Origin of the sequence: Arthrobacter sp. B10-11 (genome assembly GCF_033142195.1) — a bacterium.
GTDB lineage: Bacteria > Actinomycetota > Actinomycetes > Actinomycetales > Micrococcaceae > Arthrobacter > Arthrobacter oryzae_C.
Genome location: NZ_JAWMTH010000003.1, coordinates 684,667 through 700,218 on the forward strand (window position 1 = coordinate 684,667; position 15,552 = coordinate 700,218).

The following is a 15,552-nucleotide window of genomic DNA, read 5'->3' on the forward strand; positions in this document are numbered from 1 at the left end:
GAAGGAGTTTCAGCATGGCTGAAAATGAGATCAAAAAGGGCCTCGCCGGCGTCGTGGTGGACTACACCGCGGTTTCCAAGGTCAACCCGGACACCAACTCGCTGCTGTACCGGGGCTATCCGGTCCAGGAACTCGCCGCCAGGTGCAGCTTCGAGGAAGTGGCCTACCTGCTCTGGAACGGCGAGCTGCCCACGCCGGAACAGCTGGCAGAGTTCACCGCAATGGAACGGGCGGGGCGGCGGTTGGATCCGGTGGTCAAGCAGGTCATCGATGCGCTGCCCACCACTTCCCACCCGATGGATGTCTGCCGGACGGCGGCGTCGGTCATGGGCGCCCGGCATCCGCTCGCCGAGGATTCATCGCGCGAAGCCAACATGAAGAAGGCCACCGACCTGTTCGCCGCTATGCCGGCCGTCGTGGCCTACGACCAGCGGCGCCGCCATGGCCAGGACCTCGTGGAGCCCCGCGATGACCTGGGTTACGACGCCAACTTCCTCTGGATGACGTTTGGCGAGGAGGCTGTCCCCGAAGTAGTCGACGCATTCAATGTCTCAATGATTTTGTACGCCGAGCACTCCTTCAACGCCTCCACGTTCACGGCCCGCGTGATCACGTCCACGCTGTCGGATCTGCACTCGGCCGTGACCGGCGCCATCGGCGCCCTCAAGGGCGCGCTCCACGGCGGAGCCAACGAAGCAGTGATGCACACCTTCGACGAGATCGGTATCCGGCCGGAGGAATCCCTGGAGGACGCAGCCGTCCGGGCAAAGGCCTGGATGGAGGACGCCCTGGCCCAAAAGAAGAAGGTCATGGGCTTCGGCCACCGCGTCTACAAGCACGGCGATTCGCGCGTGCCCACCATGAAGGCCGCGCTGGACAAGATGATTGCCCACTACGGCCGTCCGGAACTCCTGGGTCTTTATAACGGGCTGGAGACCGCCATGGACGAGGCCAAGGGTATCAAGCCAAACCTGGACTATCCCACCGGCCCCACGTACCACCTCATGGGCTTCGACACCGATACCTTCACTCCCCTGTTCGTCGCCAGCCGCATCACCGGCTGGACTGCGCACATCATGGAGCAGCTGGAATCGAATTCCCTGATCCGCCCGTTGAGCGAGTACAACGGCGTGGAAGAGCGGCACCTTTCATAGTTTGACCGCGCGTACGACGGCGGCCCGGTCACCTTTGGACTCAAAGGTGGCCGGGCCGCCGTCGTACTTCCCTCCTACAGGTTCCGCAGGATGCTCACGGAAGAAGCCACCGTCTCGTTGTCCGCGTTGAGCGTCACCACGATGTTCACGATCCCGCCTTCCAATACAGGCGGCAGCCAGTGGTCCGCGTCCTGCCACATGCGGTCCACGGGCAGCGATAACGCGTCAAACCATTCGGGCGCGATCTCCGGACTTTCTGCCGGTTCGCCGTGCCACCGGCGCGTGGTGAACATGGTGGTGTGCATGTTCCATTCCGGGCGGTGGGGGAAAACGAACTCCACCACACCGGCGGGGCGCAGGTCCCGTTCGAGCACCACGACGCCGGACTCTTCCTGCACTTCCCGGCAGGCGGCCTGGGCGTGGCTCTCCCCCGGCTCCACATGGCCGCCCAGTCCCACGATCTTGCCTCTGCCGAATCCGGTCTTCTTCAGGCCGAGCAGCACCTCAGTTCCGCCGCCAGGTCGATCCCGGAGCAGGAAGCACAGGGTCACGGGGGTTGACGTCATGTGGAACAGCCTAGCTGTGTTGACCTGAGAGGTCAGCCGAGGGCACGGGGGTGGGCCGCGGCGTAGATCTCCCGCAACGTATCGGCCGTCACCAGCGTGTAGACCTGCGTGGTGGTGACCGAGGCATGGCCCAGGAGTTCCTGGACCACCCTGACGTCCGCCCCGCCTTCGAGCAGGTGTGTGGCAAAGGAGTGGCGGAGGGTGTGGGGGGACACGTCCTTGGTGATGTTGGCTTTGTCCGCCGCAGCCTTGAGGATGGTCCAGGCGCTCTGCCTGCTGATCCGGCCGCCTCGGGCGTTCAGGAACAGCGCCGGCGTCCCCTTGCCCTTGGCCGCAAGCAGTGGCCTGCCCCGCACCAGGTAGGCGTCGAGGGCACGTGCGCCGTAGGAGCCCAGTGGCACCAGGCGCTCCTTGGAGCCTTTGCCGAACAGCCGGACGATGGCCGGGCCGGTCTGCTCTGATTGCAGCGAGATGTCGTCGACATCCAGGCCGACTGCCTCACTGATGCGGGCGCCGGTGGAATAGAGGAACTCCAGCAGGGCCCGGTCCCTCAGACCTGTTGCCGTGTCGGTGCCGGCCGCTTCGAGGATCCTGGTGACTTCATCGACGCTGATGGCCTTGGGCAGCCGCTTGCCGGGCATCGGCGGGTGGACATCGCTGGCGGGATCCGCCGTCGTAATCCCTTCCAGCGCCCAGAACTTGTGCAGGCCGCGGACCGCCACGACCGTTCGCGCAGCGGACCTGACCCCGAGGGCTGTTCCGCCATCGGAACCGTCGGACAATGCCTGGACAAAACCGGTGACGTGCCGCCGCGTCACGTCGGCCGGACGGGCAGGACCGCACGCGGCGAGGTAGTTTGCATAGCGGGACAGGTCCCGGCGGTAAGCGGACAGCGTGTTTGCCGCAAGTCCCCGCTCCACGCCCATGTGCTGGAGGTAGTCCCCCACGGCGCGGTCTATGTCGTTGCGGGGCCGTACAGGACGTTCCGGCCCGGACCCGGCGCGTGCCCCTTCAGCACCGGCACGGTCCGGTGCGGGAGTGACGGTGCTGCTCATCAACGCTGGCTGGGATGGGCGGGCCAGGGTGCATTGGCCGGACGCAGGTGCTCGAAGCCGTCCGCGCGGGCGGCCGCAGCCGCGAGGACGCCGACGACGGCGGACGGGTTGTGCAACCTGCCCTCCAGGACGGCCGCCACGGCTTCCTCCAGCGGCGTCCAGTGCAGTTCGATCTCCGCTTCCTCGTCCGTGCGGACGTGGAGTTTGTGATCAGGCACCTCGCTCAGGTCACGGGCGAGGTAGATGCGGATCGCTTCGCTCGAGGATCCCGGTGAGTTGAAGAAATCCACCAGCACGTTCCAGGTCCCGGCCACCAGGTCCGCTTCCTCGGCGAGCTCCCGGGCGGCGCCCACAACAAAGTCTTCGCCCTCAATGTCCAGCAGCCCGGCAGGGATCTCCCACAGGTCCATGCCCACGGGATGCCGGTATTGCTTCATCAGCAGCACCTCACCGGCCGCGTTCATCGGCAGGACTGCCACGGCCCCCGGGTGGTCGATGTAGTCGCGCACCAGTTCGTCGCCGTGTTCGCTGAGCTGGAAGCTATCGCTGACAACGTCCCAAATGCGGCCTTCGTATACCTTCCGGGAGGACAAAAGACGGCGCGGGCTCGGCGCATCCGAAACCTGCCGTGCAGCATTGGGGGTTTCAGGCATACCGGGCATCGCGCCGTCCTTTGATTTAGTTGGTGACTACTTGGCGGAGACCTTGCGGGCGGAGCCGCCGGCCTCAGCGGGTGCTGCCGCACCGTTTGTTTCCGCACCCTTGGCGGCAGGAAGGATGTCCCCGCCCTTCTGGTGGTCCAGCGCGGCCTTGACCAGGCCGGCAAACAGCGGATGCGGCCGGGTGGGGCGGGAGCTCAGTTCGGGGTGCGCCTGGGTGGCGACGTAGTACGGGTGGACTTCGCGGGGAAGCTCCACGTACTCCACCAGCTTGCCGTCGGGGGACGTTCCGGAGAACACGAGCCCCTTCGACGCAATCTGGTCGCGGTACTTGTTGTTGACTTCGTAGCGGTGGCGGTGCCGTTCGCTCACCTTGGTGGTGCCGTAGGTCTCCGCGATAACAGAGCCTTCGTCGAGCTTGGCTTCGTAGAGGCCAAGGCGCATGGTGCCGCCGAGGTCGCCCTTGCCGTCAACGATGTCCAGCTGCTCTTCCATGGTGGCAATCACCGGGTACTTGGAGTCCGGTTCGAATTCGCTGGATGATGCGCCTTCGAGGCCCACTACGTTCCGGGCGTACTCGATGACCATGCACTGGAGGCCCAGGCACAGGCCCAGGACCGGCAGCTTGGTTTCACGGGCGTACTTCAGGGCGCCCAGTTTGCCTTCGAGGCCGCGGATGCCGAAGCCGCCGGGCACGCAGATGGCGTCCACGCCGTCGAGGGAGTTGACGGCGCCCTCGTGGGTTTCGCACTCGTCCGAGGGGACCCAGCGGATCTTGACCTTGGTGTCGTTGGCGAAACCGCCGGCACGCAGGGCTTCGGTCACGGAGAGGTAGGCGTCCGGCAGGTCGATGTACTTGCCCACCAGGGCGATTTCCACCTCGTGCTTGGGGTTGTGGACCGCTTCGAGCAGCTTGTCCCAGCTGGTCCAGTCAACATCCTTGAACGGCAGGTCCAGCGCACGGACGATGTAGGAGTCCAGGCCCTGGGAGTGCAGGGTCTTGGGAATGTCGTAGATGCTGGGGGCGTCCGGGCAGCCGATCACGGCGTCGATGTCGACGTCGCACATGCGGCCGATCTTGTCGCGCATGGCCTGCGGGACTTCGCGGTCCGAACGGATCACGATCGCCTCGGGCTGAATGCCGATGGAGCGCAGCGCGGCAACGGAGTGCTGCGTGGGCTTGGTCTTCAGTTCCTGGGACGGTCCGATGTACGGGACCAGGGACACGTGCAGGAAGAAGACGTTGCCGCGGCCGATGTCCTGGCGGACCTGGCGGGCGGACTCGAGGAAGGGCTGCGACTCGATGTCGCCGACGGTTCCGCCGATCTCGGTGATGATGACGTCCGGAGCGTTCTTGCCTTCGGCAGGAAGCCGCATCCGGCGCTTGATCTCATCGGTGATGTGCGGGATGACCTGTACGGTATCGCCGAGGTATTCGCCGCGGCGTTCCTTCGCGATGACCGTGGAGTAGACCTGGCCGGTGGTGACGTTGGCCGAACCCTCGAGGTTTTCATCGAGGAAGCGCTCGTAGTGGCCCACGTCCAGGTCGGTCTCAGCACCGTCGTCAGTCACGAAGACTTCGCCGTGCTGGAAGGGGTTCATCGTGCCCGGATCCACGTTCAGGTAGGGATCGAGCTTCTGCATAGTTACAGACAAACCGCGTGCCCGCAGCAGGTGGCCGAGGCTCGAAGCCGTCAGTCCCTTGCCTAGCGAGGACGCCACACCGCCGGTGACGAAGATGTGTTTGGTCGTCTTGGACGAGCCCGGGAACCGGGAATTTACACGGGAATTTGATCGCTGCACCACGGAATTCGAGCCTATCATCATTTGAGCCTTCCACGGGTCGCAAATCGGATTCCCAAATGCCTCAGTCTCCCCCGCCGTCCTGTCCAGAGCAAGGCTTGACGCGGGGTTTAGCGGGGAGTTTGGCCTGGACCGTCCGGCGAAGGCCCGGCCGATGTGACGGTTCTCGCAGTATCACTCAGGCCCGCTGCGGCAGCAGCTTGGCGTCGTCCAGCAGCTCCTGGGCGTGGGCCTGCGCAGTTTCGGAGTCTTCCTGTCCGGCCAGCATCCGGGCGAGCTCCTTGACCCTCCCGGGTCCGTCGAGCAGCCGCACATCACTGGACGTGAACCCGGTGGCCGTGCCGCCGTCGGCGCCCCTGACCGAGGTCTTGGTGACGGTGATGTGCTGGTCCGCGAACGCGGCGACCTGCGGCAGGTGCGTGACGACCAAGACCTGCACGTGCCGGGCCAGCATGGCCAGCCGGCGGCCGATCTCGACGGCGGCCCGCCCGCCCACGCCGGCGTCGACCTCGTCAAACACAAAGGTGGGCACCGGGTCCACTGCGGCGAGCACCACTTCGATGGCGAGCATCACCCGGGACAGTTCACCGCCTGAGGCGCCCTTGCCCAGGGGACGCGCGGGGGCACCGGAGTGCGGCTGGAGCAGGAACGAGATCTCATCCGCGCCGTAGGGCATAAGCTGCGCGGCCGGCTCGATGGTGATCACCAGGGTCGCGTCGGCCATGGCAAGGGCCTTCAGTTCGGCGCTGACCCGCGCCGAAAGGTCCTTGGCGGCCTTGCCCCGGATTTTACTGATGGCGGCGGACTGCTTCTTGAGCTCAGCCTCCGTCCGGGCGACTTCCGTATCGAGCGCCTCGATCCTGGTGGAGTCGTCCTGCAGTTCGTCGAACCGGACACGCGCATTCTCTGCCCACACCAGGACCTCATCGATGCTGGGGGCATACTTGCGGACCAGTTTGGCCAGGGCGGCCCGCCGGTCCTCGATTTCCGCCAGCCGCTCCGGGCCTTCCGAATCCAGGCCGGCCTGATAGCTCGCCAGTTCCGTTGCGATGTCGTTCAGCAGGAAGCCCACCTCGGCGAGGCGTGCGGCCGCCGAGCCGAGTTCGGCGTCATGCTCGGCCACATGTTCCAGTGTCCGTTTTGCCGCGTCCACCAGGGTGGTGGCGTCACCGTCGTCACCGTAGTCCTCGGCGATGAGCGCCTGGTGCGCGGTATTTGCCGCAATCCTGAGTTCTTCCACGTTGGCCAGTTTCACGGCCTCGGCCTTGAGCGACTCGTCCTCGCCCGGCTGCGGGTCCACGTCGTCGATCTCAGCGAGGGCGATCTCCAGTGATTCCGCCTCCCGCAGCCTGTCCCGGGCAGCACTGCGCAGGGTGTCCAGCTCCGTCTGGGTGGACTTCCAGTGGCTGTAAAGAGCCTGGTACGTGCCCAGCGGATCGGCCAGGGCGTCGCCGGCAAACTTGTCCAGGGCACCGCGCTGCGCAAGCGCCCCCTTCAGCCTGATCTGGTCCGACTGGCCGTGGACCACCACCAGGCTTTCGCCGATCTCCGCGAGGACCCCCACCGGGGCGGCGCGGCCGCCGAGGTAGGCACGGCTGCGTCCATCCGCACCCAGGCGGCGGGCAAGGATCAGTTCAGCGCCGCCGTCGAACTCCTCCACCTCTGCACCGGCCTCCAGCGCACGCGCCACGGCCGCGTGGCCGGCGTCGAGCTTGAGGACGGCTTCCGCCGACGCGCTCTTCGCCCCGCTGCGCACGGCGCCCGCGTCGGAGCGGGCACCCAGGAGGAGTCCGACGGCGGTGACCACCATGGTCTTGCCGGCGCCGGTTTCGCCGGTCACCACGCTGAGGCCTGGGCCCAGCGGGAGGGTTGCGTCGGTGATGACGCCGAGGTCGCGGATTCTCAGTTCTTCAAGCATGATTCACTTCGCAGTCGTCGGATCAGTCTCGGACGTCCCGGCGTGCCGGGGACCCGCAGGCGGCGCCATCGGCCTGGGGGTACGGATGATGGGTACGGGCCCGGTATGGACGGACTCGGATTGCGGCATGGGGCCGCGCCACCCATGGATGGGCAGCTGGAACTTGCGGACCAGCCTCGCCGAAAACGGCGTCTGGTGCGTCCGTGCAAGCCGCACCGGGGTGGCGGAGCGGGTCACCTCAACGCGGGCGCCCGGCGGCAGGTCCACGGAACGCCGCCCGTCACACCACAAGACTCCCTGGGCGTCCGTCCGGTTCAGGACCTCTACTGCCAGCCTGGACCGCGGGGAGACCACCAGCGGCTTGGCGAACAGCGCGTGGGCGCTGATGGGGACTATCACCAAGGCCTCCACTTCCGGCCAAACCACCGGGCCGCCTGCCGAGAAGGCATAGGCGGTCGACCCGGTGGGCGTGGCCAGGACCACGCCGTCGCAGCCGAACGATGTCAGCGGACGCTCGTCCACTTCGGTCACCACCTCCAGCATCCGTTCCCGGTTGCCTTTTTCGATGGCGGCCTCGTTCAGAGCCCAGGTGTGCCAGATTTTTTGTCCGCGGACCCAGACCTGGACGTCGATGGTCATCCGTTCTTCCACCGTGTAGTCGCGGCTGGCGATCCATTCAACGGTCTGCGCCAGGTCGGCCCGCTCGCTCTCGGCAAGGAACCCCACGTGGCCCAGATTGACGCCGAGCAGCGGGACGTTCACTTCCCGGACCAGCTCGGCGGCTCGGAGGATGGTGCCGTCGCCGCCAAGGACCATGACCAGCTCGACGTCGGGGAGCTGGATGTGGTCGTGGAGGATTTCCACGGGGTCATCGAGCCGGCCGAAAAACCCCTCCATGTCTTCAAGTTCGGACTTTTGCATCACTGGAACAATGCCTGAGGCGTGCAGTTGGATGCACGCCTCCCAGGCAGCCTTCAGTGATTCCTCGCGGCCGGTGTGGGCAAGGACCAGTACACGCCTGCTCATCGGGTTCCGCTTTCTAGTGGTTCGGCCAGATTGTTCCGAGCAACACAGCAACGGCTGCGTCCCGCTCTTCGATCTTAGGCAAGTCCGGGGTCATCCTCCGCCTTATCCACAGGAAGTATTCGGCGTTTCCGTCCTGGCCGGGCAAGGGGCTCGCCGCGAGACCGTGCAATTCCAGCCCTGCGTCCAGTGCCGCATTGGCGACTTTTTCCACCGCCATCCGGCGTTCACGCTCGGAATTAACCACGCCGGTGCGGCCCAGCCGGTCCTTGCCGATCTCGAACTGCGGCTTGACCATCAGGACCAGGTTCCCGCCGGGATGCGTGCATGCAGCCAGCGGAACCATGACCAGGGTCAGCGAGATGAACGACAGGTCAGCGACCGTCAGCGCTGCGGGGCCGCCGATCGAGTCCGGAGTCATGTAGCGCACGTTCAGGCCTTCGTGCACCGAGACGCGGGGGTCGTTCCTGAGCTGGGGAACCAGCTGGCCGTGTCCGACGTCGACCGCCACCACATGGTCCGCGCCGCGCCTCAGCAGGACCTCAGTGAAGCCGCCGGTGGACGCCCCGGCGTCCAGGCAGCGCTTTCCCTCCGCGGTGACGTCCGGGAAGGCGTCCAGTGCCCCGGCCAGTTTATGGCCGGCCCGGCTGACATACGTGTCCTGCCCGTCATCGGCAACGTCAAGGGGCGTGAGCTCGTCTACCTGATGGGACGCTTTGGCCAGCACTGCGCCGTCTGAGCTGACTTTGCCTTCCGCAATCAGGCGCGCCGCATGCGTGCGGGATCGCGCCAGCCCCCGGGAAACGAGCATTTGGTCAAGCCTTGCCATCCTCAGGCGTCACCCGCAGCCGAAGGATTGTCCTCGTTCAGTGCGTCCAGCAGTGCATCGTGAAGGGCCGAGTATGCCTCCGCGTGCTGTTCGACGGGCAGCGCCTGGAGGTTGTCCAGGCGTGCCAGCACAGCGTCAACTGAAGCGTCCCCGACCGGGCTCCCGCCGTCGCCGGCTTCCGGTAAGTTGTTCAGCTCAGTCATGTTCCCAGTCTAATGAGTCGGCTCAGCGCGTCAGCCACTCGATGGCCGGCGCCAGCGCAGCGTCTGCGTCCGGATTGGCCGTCCACCACGCCGAGCAGGCCGCACGCCACGAGTCCAGGTCCTCAGGCACCCCGGTGATTCGCACGGCTTCACCACGCACGACGGCGGAGGACGCACCGCAACGGAACGCGCCGCCGTCGTGCTCTTCCACGGACGGGTACGGGCGGTGCAGATCGCTGAGGTCATTGATCAGGTAGTCCGGCCGCTCGGCCGTCCGGGCGGCGAGGATCGATTCCCGGGTATCGACGCCGGTGAGCACTGCCACGGTGGCGAACCCGGCATTGTTCCCGCCGAGGATGTCGGTGTCCAGCCTGTCGCCCACTACGAGCGGCCGGTCGGACGTGAGCCGCCTGGCGGCAGTGCGGAACAGCGGCGCCTCGGGCTTTCCCGCCACCAGCGGCCTCTGCCCGGTGGCCGCTGCAACGGCCGCCACCAGGGTCCCGTTCCCCGGAGCGATACCGCGGGCCTGCGGGATGGACATGTCCGTGTTGGTGGCTACCCAGAGGGCACCGCCGGCTATGACGTACGAGGCTTCGGCGAGGTCTTTCCAGCCGATCTCGGGGTTGAACCCCTGGACCACCGCCACAGGATTGTCCTGGGCGCTGCGGACGGGTGTCAGTCCCACAAGTTCCACCTCATGCGCCAGCGCCGGGCTCCCTGTCACCAGGACCCGCGCGCCGGCCGGAAGGAGGCCCGCCAGCAGCTCGCCGGCAGCCTGCGAGGAACTGACCACCTGCTCGTCGTCGGCCGGCGCTCCAAGCTCACGCAAATGGGCAGCCACCTGCGCGGGCGTCCGGGACGCGTTATTGGTCACGTAGCCAAGCCCGACGTCGATTCCGGCGAGCTGCCGCAATGCCTCTATGGCGCCCGGGATGGCGTGGGGTCCGGCATAAACAACTCCGTCAAGGTCTGACAGCAGGGCATCGAACCTCGAAATCAATGAAGCACCGCTCATGCGCAGTTATTCCCTTTCGCGGCCAGGCTGTGCGTCGTCCGCATCGCCGGCATCGTGGGTTTCGTCCGCGACGGAGCCCCCTGCGAGTTCATCTTCCTCGAGCTCGTCCGTCTCCACGGAGTCCTGGTCGGATTCGGCGTCGTCGGACTCAAAGTAATCCGCTTCAGCGTCGTCGGAGCCTTCATCGACGGCTGAGTCGGCGGCCGCGTCCGATGCTGCCGCCTCGACGACGGCGGACTCGCTGTCGTCGCGGACCCCCGGCGCCGGGGCGGGTGTGCTGTCGGCCTTCTGCTGCGCAAGCAGGCGGCGGCGTGCTTCCTCCTCGCGGGCTTCTTCTTCCTCGTCCCATCCGAGGTCGATGATGTCCGGCTCCTCGTCGGCACCGAGACCGAGTGCGTTTTCCGCGACGACCGCCTGCCGCTGCCACTTGGCGGATTCCTCAGTACGGCCCACAGCCGCGAGAGCGTCCGCGTAGGCGCGGAAGAGCCGCGGGCTGTAGGAGAAAGCGCGGTTGATGTCCAGCTGGGCGATTTCAAGTTCGGCAACGGCCGCATCCAACTGGCCGAGGTCCGTGCGGGCACCGGCAGCCACGATGGCCAGTTCAACCTTGCCCGGGGCGTCCAGGTCGTTGGCTTCCTCGGAGCGTGCCACATCCAGGGCACGGTCCGGGCGTCCCAGTCCGCGTTCACAGTCGGCCATGACGGGCAGGTGCACGTTGGAGCCGCTGATCCGGCGGTAGGTGCGGAACTCGCGCAGGGCTTCGCCGTAGTGTCCCGCGGCGTAGGCGGTCAGGCCCACTGCCTCGCGGACTGCAGACAGGCGTCCGCCGCGGCGGCTGGCTGCCAGTGCGTGCTGGAATGCGAGTTCCGGCTCTTCGTCGATGAGTCGGCCGGCCATCACCAGGTGGCGTGCGACCCACTCCGCACTCTTCGGCTCGAGGGTTTTGATCTCGTGCTTCGTGGCGCGGTCCAGTTCCTGTCCCGTGACGTCGTCGTCGATCTCGGGGGAACGCTCACGGTCCGGGCGGTTGGCGCTGCGCAGGTCGCGGGCGTTGGGGACACGTGCGGGACGGTCCTCGGGGCGGTCGCGTCCGAAGTCGCGCGGGCCCGATTCGCCTCGGTCATAGCTCCGGGGCGCGCGCTCCTGGCGGTCACCGAATGGCTTGCGGTTGTCCCCGCCGCCAAAGGAACGACGCTCGCCGTCGCCCTCACGGCGCGGACGGTCACCAAACGGCTTCCGGTCACGATCGCCGCCGCCGAAGCTGCGGCGTTCGCCGTCGCCTTCTCGGCGCGGACGGTCACCAAACGGCTTCCGGTCACGATCGCCGGCACCAAAGCTGCGACGTTCGCCGTCGCCCTCACGGCGCGGACGGTCACCAAACGGCTTCCGGTCACGATCGCCACCGGCGCCGAACGGCTTCCGGTCACGATCGCCGCCGCCGAAGCTGCGGCGTTCCCCGCCGCCTTCACGCGACGGACGATCACCGAACGGTTTACGGTCGCGGTCGCCACCGGCGCCGAACGGCTTCCGGTCACGATCGCCGGCACCAAAGCTCCGACGCTCGCCGTCGCCCTCACGGCGCGGACGGTCACCAAACGGCTTCCGGTCACGATCGCCACCGGCGCCGAACGGCTTCCGGTCACGGTCACCGGCACCAAAGCTGCGGCGCTCCCCGCCGCCTTCACGCGACGGACGATCACCGCGGTCATCCCTGGCGCGGAATCCGCGGGGGTCTCCGCCGGAGTTATTCGATGGGCGGAAGGGCCCACCGCCCGAGGGCCGGCTGCCTCCAGAACTGCCGCGGTCTTTTCCGCTTCGATTTCCGCCGTTGTGCTCAGCCATGTTGGATTCCTCCTGTTGTGAGCCGACCACTGGCGCAATCGCAGCCGCTCTTATCCGTGTTTCGTTATCCTACGCAACCCGAAATAAAGCGCTTCGAAGTCCGTACATCTCATGCAATTCTAGGCGAGTCACCGCTCACGAACTAACTGCCCAGCCCCCTGAGCGGCTCTCGTGGCAAGCCTCACAAGGACCACAGAATCCAACCGGCGGCATCGGGCAGCCTGAAGCTATGGTCGTTCAAACGTCCGGGCCCGGCCGGCACAGCAAGCGTTCCGCCCCCCCCTGCGACGCTCTCGCAGTTCCTGCCGGGTTTCCGCCGGACGCTCTCTCACTTGCTGCCGGGTTTCCGCCGGACGCTCTCTCACTTGCTGCCGGGTTTCCGCCGGACGCTCCCGCAGTTCCTGCCGGGTTTCCCCGGCACGCTCTCTCAGTTCCTGGGCCGGCGTTCGACGGCGGGCGGGCCGGTCGGGGTGTGCCGGGTCCCGGTCCGGGTGGGAGAGGGTCCCTGGAGTGGTGCGGGTACTGGGAGAGGGTCCCGGGATTCGTTGCAGGATGTGAGAGAGGGTCCCGGGATTCGTTGCAGGATGTGAGAGAGGGTCCCGGGAGCGGGTGTTAAATGGCTCAGGCCCCGACATTCCTTGTCGGGGCCTGAGCTTTAATGGTTGTCCGGCGGTGACCTACTCTCCCACACCCTCCCGGGTGCAGTACCATCGGCGCTGTGGGTCTTAGCTTCCGGGTTCGGAATGGGACCGGGCGTTTCCCCCACGCTATGACCGCCGTAACCCTTGCTCCACACCATCGGTGCCTGGGCACTGTGGTGGGAAATCTGTGTGGTTACAACATTGTGGTGTTGTTATTCAGTTGTCGGTACCTCAAGCAACGTTGCCGCCGGGTGGCGGGTTTGTTGTTTGGGAACCACATAGTGGACGCAAGCAGTCTTGTTATCTTTTTACCACCCGTTGGTTGTAAACGCTTTTGAAGTTCGTTTACAGGGGTGGTGTGTGGTGTAAGTTATCGGCCTATTAGTACCGGTCAGCTTCACGAGTCGTTAGTCCTCGCTTCCACATCCGGCCTATCAACCCAGTGGTCTGGCTGGGGGCCTCTCACACACAAGGTGTATGGAAATCTCATCTCGAAGCGAGCTTCCCGCTTAGATGCTTTCAGCGGTTATCCCATCCGAACGTAGCTAATCAGCGGTGCACTTGGCAGTACAACTGACACACCAGAGGTTCGTCCGTCCCGGTCCTCTCGTACTAAGGACAGCCCTTCTCAAATTTCCTGCGCGCGCAGCGGATAGGGACCGAACTGTCTCACGACGTTCTAAACCCAGCTCGCGTACCGCTTTAATGGGCGAACAGCCCAACCCTTGGGACCTACTCCAGCCCCAGGATGCGACGAGCCGACATCGAGGTGCCAAACCATGCCGTCGATATGGACTCTTGGGCAAGATCAGCCTGTTATCCCCGAGGTACCTTTTATCCGTTGAGCGACGGCCATTCCACAATGTACCGCCGGATCACTAGTCCCGACTTTCGTCCCTGCTCGAGATGTCTCTCTCACAGTCAAGCTCCCTTGTGCACTTACACTCGACACCTGATTGCCAACCAGGCTGAGGGAACCTTTGGGCGCCTCCGTTACTTTTTAGGAGGCAACCGCCCCAGTTAAACTACCCATCAGGCACTGTCCCTGACCCGGATTACGGGCCGAAGTTAGATGTCCAAAGTGACCAGAGTGGTATTTCAACGATGACTCCACCCGAACTGGCGTCCGGGCTTCAACGTCTCCCACCTATCCTACACAAGCCACTCCGAACACCAATACCAAACTATAGTAAAGGTCTCGGGGTCTTTCCGTCCTGCTGCGCGTAACGAGCATCTTTACTCGTACTGCAATTTCGCCGAGTTTATGGTTGAGACAGCGGGGAAGTCGTTACTCCATTCGTGCAGGTCGGAACTTACCCGACAAGGAATTTCGCTACCTTAGGATGGTTATAGTTACCACCGCCGTTTACTGGGGCTTAAATTCTCAGCTTCGCCTTGCGGCTAACCGGTCCTCTTAACCTTCCAGCACCGGGCAGGAGTCAGTCCGTATACATCGTCTTGCGACTTCGCACGGACCTGTGTTTTTAGTAAACAGTCGCTTCCCCCTGGTCTCTGCGGCCCCGATCCCCTCCCACCAGCGTGTGGTGTTCAAGGTTGGGGCCCCCCTTCTCCCGAAGTTACGGGGGCATTTTGCCGAGTTCCTTAACCATAATTCTCTCGATCGCCTTAGTATTCTCTACCTGATCACCTGTGTCGGTTTGGGGTACGGGCGGCTAAAACCTCGCGTCGATGCTTTTCTAGGCAGCATAGGATCACCGAATCCCCCCATACGGGGGTCCCGTCAGGTCTCAGGCATCATGAACAGCGGATTTGCCTACCGTTCGCCCTACATCCTTGGACCGGGACAACCATCGCCCGGCTCGGCTACCTTCCTGCGTCACACCTGTTAATACGCTTACCTCCCAGGATCAGGTCCCGCGCTCCACCAAAACCCTTCACCCACAAGGGGTGTCGGGCAGGTCTCGGGCAGTTAGTATCCCCTGTTCAGCATGGGCGGTTTTTCGCCGGTACGGGAATATCAACCCGTTGTCCATCGACTACGCCTGTCGGCCTCGCCTTAGGTCCCGACTTACCCAGGGCAGATTAGCTTGACCCTGGAACCCTTGATCATTCGGCGGACGGGTTTCTCACCCGTCTTTCGCTACTCATGCCTGCATTCTCACTCGTGTAGGCTCCACCGCTGGTTTACACCGCGACTTCACTGCCCACACGACGCTCCCCTACCCATCCACACTCCTGAACCACAAAGGCTTGGATAAAATGTGAATGCCACAACTTCGGCGGTGTACTTGAGCCCCGCTACATTGTCGGCGCGGAATCACTTGACCAGTGAGCTATTACGCACTCTTTTAAGGATGGCTGCTTCTAAGCCAACCTCCTGGTTGTCTTCGCAACTCCACATCCTTTCCCACTTAGCACACGCTTAGGGGCCTTAGTTGGTGGTCTGGGCTGTTTCCCTCTCGACTATGAAGCTTATCCCCCACAGTCTCACTGCTGCGCTCTCACTTACCGGCATTCGGAGTTTGGCTGACGTCAGTAACCTTGTAGGGCCCATTAGCCATCCAGTAGCTCTACCTCCGGTAAGAAACACGCAACGCTGCACCTAAATGCATTTCGGGGAGAACCAGCTATCACGAAGTTTGATTGGCCTTTCACCCCTACCCACAGCTCATCCCCTCCATTTTCAACTGAAGTGGGTTCGGTCCTCCACGACGTCTTACCGTCGCTTCAACCTGGCCATGGGTAGATCACTTCGCTTCGGGTCTAGATCACGCCACTGCAACGCCCTATTCAGACTCGCTTTCGCTACGGCTGCCCCACACGGGTTAACCTCGCGACGTAACACTAACTCGCAGGCTCATTCTTCAAAAGGCACGCCGTCAC

At 64.7% G+C, this 15,552-nt stretch carries 12 protein-coding genes and 2 rRNA genes; 2 read left to right on the plus strand and 12 right to left on the minus strand.

Going from position 1 to position 15,552, the window contains the following annotated elements:
• Window positions 1–14: 14 nt before the first annotated feature.
• Window positions 15–1,154 (plus strand): bifunctional 2-methylcitrate synthase/citrate synthase, encoded by a 1,140-nt coding sequence (locus tag RW112_RS13055; protein WP_317782165.1) that lies wholly within the window; start codon window positions 15–17, stop codon window positions 1,152–1,154.
• A gap of 74 nt (window positions 1,155–1,228) precedes the next feature.
• Here the strand turns inward: RW112_RS13055 and RW112_RS13060 are convergent, their stop codons facing one another.
• The 10 genes from RW112_RS13060 to RW112_RS13105 all read right to left on the minus strand — a co-directional run bounded on the left by RW112_RS13060 (window position 1,229) and on the right by RW112_RS13105 (window position 11,122).
• On the minus strand, window positions 1,229–1,720 hold the full coding sequence (locus RW112_RS13060; RefSeq protein ID WP_317782166.1) for an 8-oxo-dGTP diphosphatase: 492 nt from the start codon (window positions 1,718–1,720) through the stop codon (window positions 1,229–1,231).
• A gap of 32 nt (window positions 1,721–1,752) precedes the next feature.
• Window positions 1,753–2,775, minus strand: coding sequence for a site-specific tyrosine recombinase XerD (gene xerD / locus RW112_RS13065; RefSeq protein WP_317782167.1), 1,023 nt, complete (start codon window positions 2,773–2,775; stop codon window positions 1,753–1,755).
• The gene (locus RW112_RS13070) at window positions 2,775–3,437 is read right to left on the minus strand and encodes an NUDIX hydrolase (RefSeq protein WP_317782168.1); all 663 of its coding nucleotides are present in this window, start codon (window positions 3,435–3,437) and stop codon (window positions 2,775–2,777) included. Before RW112_RS13070 ends, xerD begins: the two co-directional genes overlap by 1 nt.
• A gap of 27 nt (window positions 3,438–3,464) precedes the next feature.
• A complete protein-coding gene (locus RW112_RS13075; RefSeq protein WP_317782206.1) occupies window positions 3,465–5,258 on the minus strand; it encodes a CTP synthase in 1,794 nt (597 codons plus the stop codon).
• Window positions 5,259–5,415: 157 nt separating this feature from the next.
• Entirely contained in the window at window positions 5,416–7,155 is a 1,740-nt protein-coding gene (gene recN / locus RW112_RS13080) for a DNA repair protein RecN (protein WP_317782169.1), read from the minus strand.
• Window positions 7,156–7,158: 3 nt separating this feature from the next.
• Window positions 7,159–8,181 carry an NAD kinase gene (locus tag RW112_RS13085; RefSeq protein ID WP_317782170.1) on the minus strand — a complete coding sequence of 341 codons (1,023 nt, stop codon included), beginning with the start codon at window positions 8,179–8,181 and terminating at the stop codon, window positions 7,159–7,161.
• Window positions 8,182–8,194: 13 nt separating this feature from the next.
• Window positions 8,195–9,007, minus strand: coding sequence for a TlyA family RNA methyltransferase (locus RW112_RS13090; protein WP_317782171.1), 813 nt, complete (start codon window positions 9,005–9,007; stop codon window positions 8,195–8,197).
• 2 nt (window positions 9,008–9,009) lie between these two features.
• The gene (locus tag RW112_RS13095) at window positions 9,010–9,210 is read right to left on the minus strand and encodes a hypothetical protein (protein ID WP_317782172.1); all 201 of its coding nucleotides are present in this window, start codon (window positions 9,208–9,210) and stop codon (window positions 9,010–9,012) included.
• A gap of 22 nt (window positions 9,211–9,232) precedes the next feature.
• A complete protein-coding gene (locus tag RW112_RS13100; protein ID WP_317782173.1) occupies window positions 9,233–10,225 on the minus strand; it encodes an HAD-IIA family hydrolase in 993 nt (330 codons plus the stop codon).
• A 6-nt stretch (window positions 10,226–10,231) separates the two neighbouring features.
• The gene (locus RW112_RS13105) at window positions 10,232–11,122 is read right to left on the minus strand and encodes a hypothetical protein (protein WP_317782174.1); all 891 of its coding nucleotides are present in this window, start codon (window positions 11,120–11,122) and stop codon (window positions 10,232–10,234) included.
• A 54-nt stretch (window positions 11,123–11,176) separates the two neighbouring features.
• On the opposite strand from RW112_RS13105, the gene RW112_RS13110 reads away from it, so the two are divergent.
• Entirely contained in the window at window positions 11,177–12,088 is a 912-nt protein-coding gene (locus RW112_RS13110; protein ID WP_317782175.1) for a hypothetical protein, read from the plus strand.
• A 643-nt stretch (window positions 12,089–12,731) separates the two neighbouring features.
• Here the strand turns inward: RW112_RS13110 and rrf are convergent.
• Window positions 12,732–12,848, minus strand: a 5S ribosomal RNA gene (gene rrf / locus RW112_RS13115).
• A gap of 220 nt (window positions 12,849–13,068) precedes the next feature.
• Window positions 13,069–15,552, minus strand: a 23S ribosomal RNA gene (locus RW112_RS13120); the annotation flags it as partial.

Excerpts from the sequence above, each read along its gene's own strand:
- RW112_RS13085 (WP_317782170.1), bottom strand. The coding sequence starts at position 8,181 with ATGAGCAGGCGTGTACTGGTCCTTGCCCACACCGGCCGCGAGGAATCA.
- RW112_RS13090 (WP_317782171.1), bottom strand. The coding sequence starts at position 9,007 with ATGGCAAGGCTTGACCAAATGCTCGTTTCCCGGGGGCTGGCGCGATCC.
- xerD (WP_317782167.1), bottom strand. The coding sequence starts at position 2,775 with ATGAGCAGCACCGTCACTCCCGCACCGGACCGTGCCGGTGCTGAAGGG.
- recN (WP_317782169.1), bottom strand. The coding sequence starts at position 7,155 with ATGCTTGAAGAACTGAGAATCCGCGACCTCGGCGTCATCACCGACGCA.
- RW112_RS13100 (WP_317782173.1), bottom strand. The coding sequence starts at position 10,225 with ATGAGCGGTGCTTCATTGATTTCGAGGTTCGATGCCCTGCTGTCAGAC.
- RW112_RS13055 (WP_317782165.1), top strand. The coding sequence starts at position 15 with ATGGCTGAAAATGAGATCAAAAAGGGCCTCGCCGGCGTCGTGGTGGAC.
- RW112_RS13070 (WP_317782168.1), bottom strand. The coding sequence starts at position 3,437 with ATGCCCGGTATGCCTGAAACCCCCAATGCTGCACGGCAGGTTTCGGAT.
- RW112_RS13060 (WP_317782166.1), bottom strand. The coding sequence starts at position 1,720 with ATGACGTCAACCCCCGTGACCCTGTGCTTCCTGCTCCGGGATCGACCT.
- RW112_RS13095 (WP_317782172.1), bottom strand. The coding sequence starts at position 9,210 with ATGACTGAGCTGAACAACTTACCGGAAGCCGGCGACGGCGGGAGCCCG.
- RW112_RS13075 (WP_317782206.1), bottom strand. The coding sequence starts at position 5,258 with ATGATAGGCTCGAATTCCGTGGTGCAGCGATCAAATTCCCGTGTAAAT.
- RW112_RS13105 (WP_317782174.1), bottom strand. The coding sequence starts at position 11,122 with ATGGCCGGCCGACTCATCGACGAAGAGCCGGAACTCGCATTCCAGCAC.